Source organism: Paralcaligenes ureilyticus (assembly GCF_004346225.1).
In the GTDB taxonomy this organism is placed as follows: Bacteria; Pseudomonadota; Gammaproteobacteria; order Burkholderiales; family Burkholderiaceae_B; genus Paralcaligenes; species Paralcaligenes ureilyticus.
Genome location: NZ_SMAJ01000034.1, coordinates 1 through 5,727, shown reverse-complemented (window position 1 = coordinate 5,727; position 5,727 = coordinate 1). Strand labels below are relative to the sequence as shown.

General features: G+C 53.2%; 2 tRNA genes and 3 rRNA genes. All 5 read right to left on the bottom strand.

Going from position 1 to position 5,727, the window contains the following annotated elements:
* Positions 1–24 precede the first annotated feature (24 nt).
* Positions 25–137, bottom strand: a 5S ribosomal RNA gene (gene rrf, locus EDC26_RS19995).
* A gap of 226 nt (positions 138–363) precedes the next feature.
* Positions 364–3,252: ribosomal RNA gene (locus EDC26_RS19990) — 23S ribosomal RNA — on the bottom strand.
* Between the two features lie 394 nt (positions 3,253–3,646).
* A tRNA-Ala gene (locus EDC26_RS19985) sits at positions 3,647–3,722 on the bottom strand.
* A 22-nt stretch (positions 3,723–3,744) separates the two neighbouring features.
* Positions 3,745–3,821, bottom strand: a tRNA-Ile gene (locus EDC26_RS19980).
* A 137-nt stretch (positions 3,822–3,958) separates the two neighbouring features.
* Positions 3,959–5,501, bottom strand: a 16S ribosomal RNA gene (locus tag EDC26_RS19975).
* The 16S, 23S and 5S rRNA genes sit together here with 2 tRNA genes alongside, the layout of an rRNA operon.
* Positions 5,502–5,727 lie beyond the last annotated feature (226 nt).

The window sequence follows — 5,727 nt, the reverse complement described above, 5'->3', positions numbered from 1 at the left end:
CTGTCGGGGCGTTGGGAGATAAGAGCTTGACGATGACCTACTTTCACAGACGTACGTCCACTATCATCGGCGCAAAGGCGTTTCACGATCCTGTTCGGGATGGGAAGGGGTGGGACCACCTCGCTATGGTCGTCAAGCGTAACCGGGGGTTGGGCGAGCTTTAGGGGCTCGCGCCAACGAATCTGGAGAAGAAGCACTGCCTGCGGACCTTGGGCCTGCAAGCCGATGTATAGGTAGGGTGTTTTATGTGCGTACGGGGCGCGATACTGAGCAAGCTCAGTGCTGCGTGAGGCCTATGTGGCCACACGACTTTATCATCTTTCATTTTGAACGGCACTCTCACGTACAACCCGATAGGGTTATAGGATCAAGCCGCACGGGCAATTAGTATCGGTTAGCTGAGCGCATTACTGCGCGTACACACCCGACCTATCAACGTCCTGGTCTCGAACGACCCTTCAGGGGGGTCTAGCCCCCGGGATACCTAATCTTCAGACGAGTTTCCCGCTTAGATGCCTTCAGCGGTTATCTCTTCCGTACATAGCTACTCGGCAATGCCATTGGCATGACAACCGATACACCAGCGGTACGTCCACTCCGGTCCTCTCGTACTAGGAGCAGGCTCCGTCAAGTATCCAACGCCCACGGCAGATAGGGACCAAACTGTCTCACGACGTTTTAAACCCAGCTCACGTACCTCTTTAAATGGCGAACAGCCATACCCTTGGGACCGGCTACAGCCCCAGGATGAGATGAGCCGACATCGAGGTGCCAAACACCGCCGTCGATATGAACTCTTGGGCGGTATCAGCCTGTTATCCCCAGAGTACCTTTTATCCGTTGAGCGATGGCCCTTCCATTCAGAACCACCGGATCACTATGTCCTGCTTTCGCACCTGTTCGACGTGTCAGTCTCACAGTCAAGCACGCTTATGCCATTGCACTATCAGCACGATTTCCGACCGTACCTAGCGTACCTTCGAACTCCTCCGTTACGCTTTAGGAGGAGACCGCCCCAGTCAAACTGCCCACCATGCACTGTCCCCAACCCAGATAATGGGCCAAGGTTAGAACCGCAAACAAACCAGGGTGGTATTTCAAGGTTGGCTCCACCACGTCTAGCGACGCGGCTTCAATGCCTCCCACCTATCCTACACAGGCCGGTTCACAGTCCAATGCAAAGCTACAGTAAAGGTTCATGGGGTCTTTCCGTCTAGCCGCGGGTAGATTGCATCATCACAAACACTTCAACTTCGCTGAGTCTCAGGAGGAGACAGTGTGGCCATCGTTACGCCATTCGTGCAGGTCGGAACTTACCCGACAAGGAATTTCGCTACCTTAGGACCGTTATAGTTACGGCCGCCGTTTACCGGGGCTTCGATCAAGAGCTTGCACCCCATCACTTAACCTTCCGGCACCGGGCAGGCGTCACACCCTATACGTCGACTTTCGTCTTTGCAGAGTGCTGTGTTTTTAATAAACAGTCGCAGCCACCGATTCTCTGTGACCCCATCGAGCTCCGGGCGCAAGCCCTTCACCCTACCGGGGTATACCTTCTCCCGAAGTTACGGTATCAATTTGCCGAGTTCCTTCTCCTGAGTTCTCTCAAGCGCCTTGGAATATTCATCCCGTCCACCTGTGTCGGTTTGCGGTACGGTCTCGTAGAACTGAAGCTTAGAGGCTTTTCTTGGAACCACTTCCAATCACTTCACGCGTTAAAAACGCGCTACGTGCAACACCCTTGAATTGCGCGCCCGGATTTACCTAAGCGCCTTCTCCAATGTCGCAACGGGGACTTCCAACACCCCGATGATCTTTCGCGATCCGTCCCCCCATCGCATTCTACGACGGTACGGGAATATTAACCCGTTTCCCATCAGCTACGCATCTCTGCCTCGCCTTAGGGGCCGACTCACCCTGCGCCGATGAACGTTGCGCAGGAAACCTTGGACTTACGGCGAGGGGGCTTTTCACCCCCTTTATCGCTACTCATGTCAGCATTCGCACTTCTGATACCTCCAGCATCCTTTACAAGACACCTTCGCAGGCTTACAGAACGCTCTCCTACCACGTATGTTCCGAAGAACACACATCCGCAGCTTCGGTCTATGGCTTAGCCCCGTTACATCTTCCGCGCAGGACGACTCGATCAGTGAGCTATTACGCTTTCTTTAAAAGATGGCTGCTTCTAAGCCAACTTCCTGACTGTCTATGCCTTCCCACTTCGTTTCCCACTTAGCCATAGTTAGGGACCTTAGCTGGCGGTCTGGGTTGTTTCCCTCTTGAGTCCGGACGTTAGCACCCGGTGCTCTGTCTCCCGCGCTGTACTTGCAGGTATTCGGAGTTTGCCATAGGTTGGTAAGCCATCATGGCCCCCTAGCTATAACAGTGCTCTACCCCCTGCAGTAATCACGCGAGGCACTACCTAAATAGTTTTCGGAGAGAACCAGCTATTTCCAGGCTTGTTTAGCCTTTCACCCCTATCCACAGTTCATCCCCTAATTTTTCAACATTAGTGGGTTCGGTCCTCCAGCACGTGTTACCGTGCCTTCAACCTGACCATGGATAGATCGCCTGGTTTCGGGTCTACACCCAGCGACTAAACGCCCTATTCGGACTCGCTTTCGCTACGCCTCCCCTATTCGGTTAAGCTTGCCACTGAATGTAAGTCGCTGACCCATTATACAAAAGGTACGCCGTCACCCCATAAAGAGGCTCCGACTGTTTGTATGCATGCGGTTTCAGGATCTATTTCACTCCCCTTCCGGGGTTCTTTTCGCCTTTCCCTCACGGTACTGGTTCACTATCGGTCGATCACGAGTATTTAGCCTTGGAGGATGGTCCCCCCATCTTCAAGCAGGATTTCACGTGTCCCGCCCTACTTCTCTGACGCTTAGTTCCACGCGCCTCATTTCGTCTACAGGGCTATCACCTGCTATGGCCGGACTTTCCAGTCCGTTCGACTATAAGACACGCTAAAACGTCAAGGCTGTTCCGAGTTCGCTCGCCGCTACTATCGGAATCTCGGTTGATTTCTTTTCCTCGAGCTACTGAGATGTTTCAGTTCACCCGGTTCGCCTTCTCTGGCCTATGTATTCAGCCAGGAATACCGCTTGCGCGGTGGGTTTCCCCATTCGGATATCGACGGATCAAAGCTCGTTTGTCAGCTCCCCGTCGCTTTTCGCAGACTACCACGTCCTTCTTCGCCTGTGATCGCCAAGGCATCCACCACATGCACTTAGTCACTTGATCCTATAACGCTATCGGCTATAGAACCCATACTTACTACTGAGTTTTCGCGTTTGTGCCGTTCATCATTTCAAAGCGGCTAATAACCGTTAGGCCATTACCCTTTTTGAGAACTATTGAACAAAAAATTTATAATGCAATCACAACCCGTACTTACGTCGCATCGCTTCATCTCTAAAGCCATGCCACCATAAATACACTTCGTTGTGCTTCTTCCAGATTGTTAAAGAACAAAACAGCTTCACGTTAAACGCGTAGCGCCTAACGAACAACCCCCTGGAATTCCCCCCAGGACGCTCTTCGTTATCCGCTTCTCACCTTCTAACCGACACGATTAAACGCCCCACCGCGCCTGCGCGCACCGACCCACTCAAGAGTCCAACCCTCGAGCGATCGTTGGTGGAGGATGACGGGATCGAACCGACGACCCCCTGCTTGCAAAGCAGGTGCTCTCCCAGCTGAGCTAATCCCCCCCGAACCTTCTTCAAAGCCGTGTGGTGGGTCAAGTTGGAATCGAACCAACGACCCCCGCCTTATCAAGACGGTGCTCTAACCGACTGAGCTACTGACCCCATCCCGTCGCGAGACAAACCGCCCGACGCGCGCCTGACCGGCTCGCCCGGGCCACTTCCCCCCTCGGGTTTAATCGTGTCTAAACTGTTTAACAGCCGATAAGCGTGGACGCTTTCGCTTCGTGAGCGTCGCTCTAAAAGGAGGTGATCCAGCCGCACCTTCCGATACGGCTACCTTGTTACGACTTCACCCCAGTCATGAATCCTACCGTGGTAATCGCCCCCCCTTGCGGGTTAGGCTAACTACTTCTGGTAAAACCCACTCCCATGGTGTGACGGGCGGTGTGTACAAGACCCGGGAACGTATTCACCGCGACATGCTGATCCGCGATTACTAGCGATTCCGACTTCATGGAGTCGAGTTGCAGACTCCAATCCGGACTACGATCGGGTTTCTGAGATTGGCTCCCCCTCGCGGGTTGGCATCCCTCTGTCCCGACCATTGTATGACGTGTGAAGCCCTACCCATAAGGGCCATGAGGACTTGACGTCATCCCCACCTTCCTCCGGTTTGTCACCGGCAGTCTCATTAGAGTGCCCTTTCGTAGCAACTAATGACAAGGGTTGCGCTCGTTGCGGGACTTAACCCAACATCTCACGACACGAGCTGACGACAGCCATGCAGCACCTGTGTTCCGGTTCTCTTGCGAGCACTCCTCAATCTCTTAAGGATTCCAGACATGTCAAGGGTAGGTAAGGTTTTTCGCGTTGCATCGAATTAATCCACATCATCCACCGCTTGTGCGGGTCCCCGTCAATTCCTTTGAGTTTTAATCTTGCGACCGTACTCCCCAGGCGGTCAACTTCACGCGTTAGCTGCGCTACTAAAGCCCGAAGGCCCCAACAGCTAGTTGACATCGTTTAGGGCGTGGACTACCAGGGTATCTAATCCTGTTTGCTCCCCACGCTTTCGTGCCTGAGCGTCAGTATTGTCCCAGGGGGCTGCCTTCGCCATCGGTATTCCTCCACATCTCTACGCATTTCACTGCTACACGTGGAATTCTACCCCCCTCTGACATACTCTAGCTCGGGAGTTAAAAATGCCGTTCCAAGGTTGAGCCCTGGGATTTCACATCTTTCTTTCCGAACCGCCTGCGCACGCTTTACGCCCAGTAATTCCGATTAACGCTTGCACCCTACGTATTACCGCGGCTGCTGGCACGTAGTTAGCCGGTGCTTATTCTGCAGGTACCGTCAGTGACACCCTGTATTAAAAGGTGCCGTTTCTTCCCTGCCAAAAGTGCTTTACAACCCGAAGGCCTTCATCGCACACGCGGGATGGCTGGATCAGGGTTGCCCCCATTGTCCAAAATTCCCCACTGCTGCCTCCCGTAGGAGTCTGGGCCGTGTCTCAGTCCCAGTGTGGCTGGTCGTCCTCTCAAACCAGCTACGGATCGTCGCCTTGGTAGGCCTTTACCCCACCAACTAGCTAATCCGATATCGGCCGCTCCAATAGTGGGAGGTCTTGCGATCCCCCCCTTTCCCCCGTAGGGCGTATGCGGTATTAGCCACGCTTTCGCGTAGTTATCCCCCGCTACTGGGCACGTTCCGATACATTACTCACCCGTTCGCCACTCGCCGCCAAAGAAAAGCAAGCTTTCCTTCGCGCTGCCGTTCGACTTGCATGTGTAAAGCATCCCGCTAGCGTTCAATCTGAGCCAGGATCAAACTCTTCAGTTCAATCTCTGTATATTTAAAACCGTATTTTCCTTGCCATCCCCTAAGGAACAGCGGTCATACGTCGCTATGCTCAAAGAAAAAGCAGGTTTTAATTAACTTAAAACTTGACTTCTTCATTTGTGTAAGCACTTGATATTGCTTGATGCGACCTCTCGTGAGAAAGGCTGCCCACTCATTCCAAGCGCCCACACTTATCGACTGTTTGATTGTTAAAGAACAAACGATG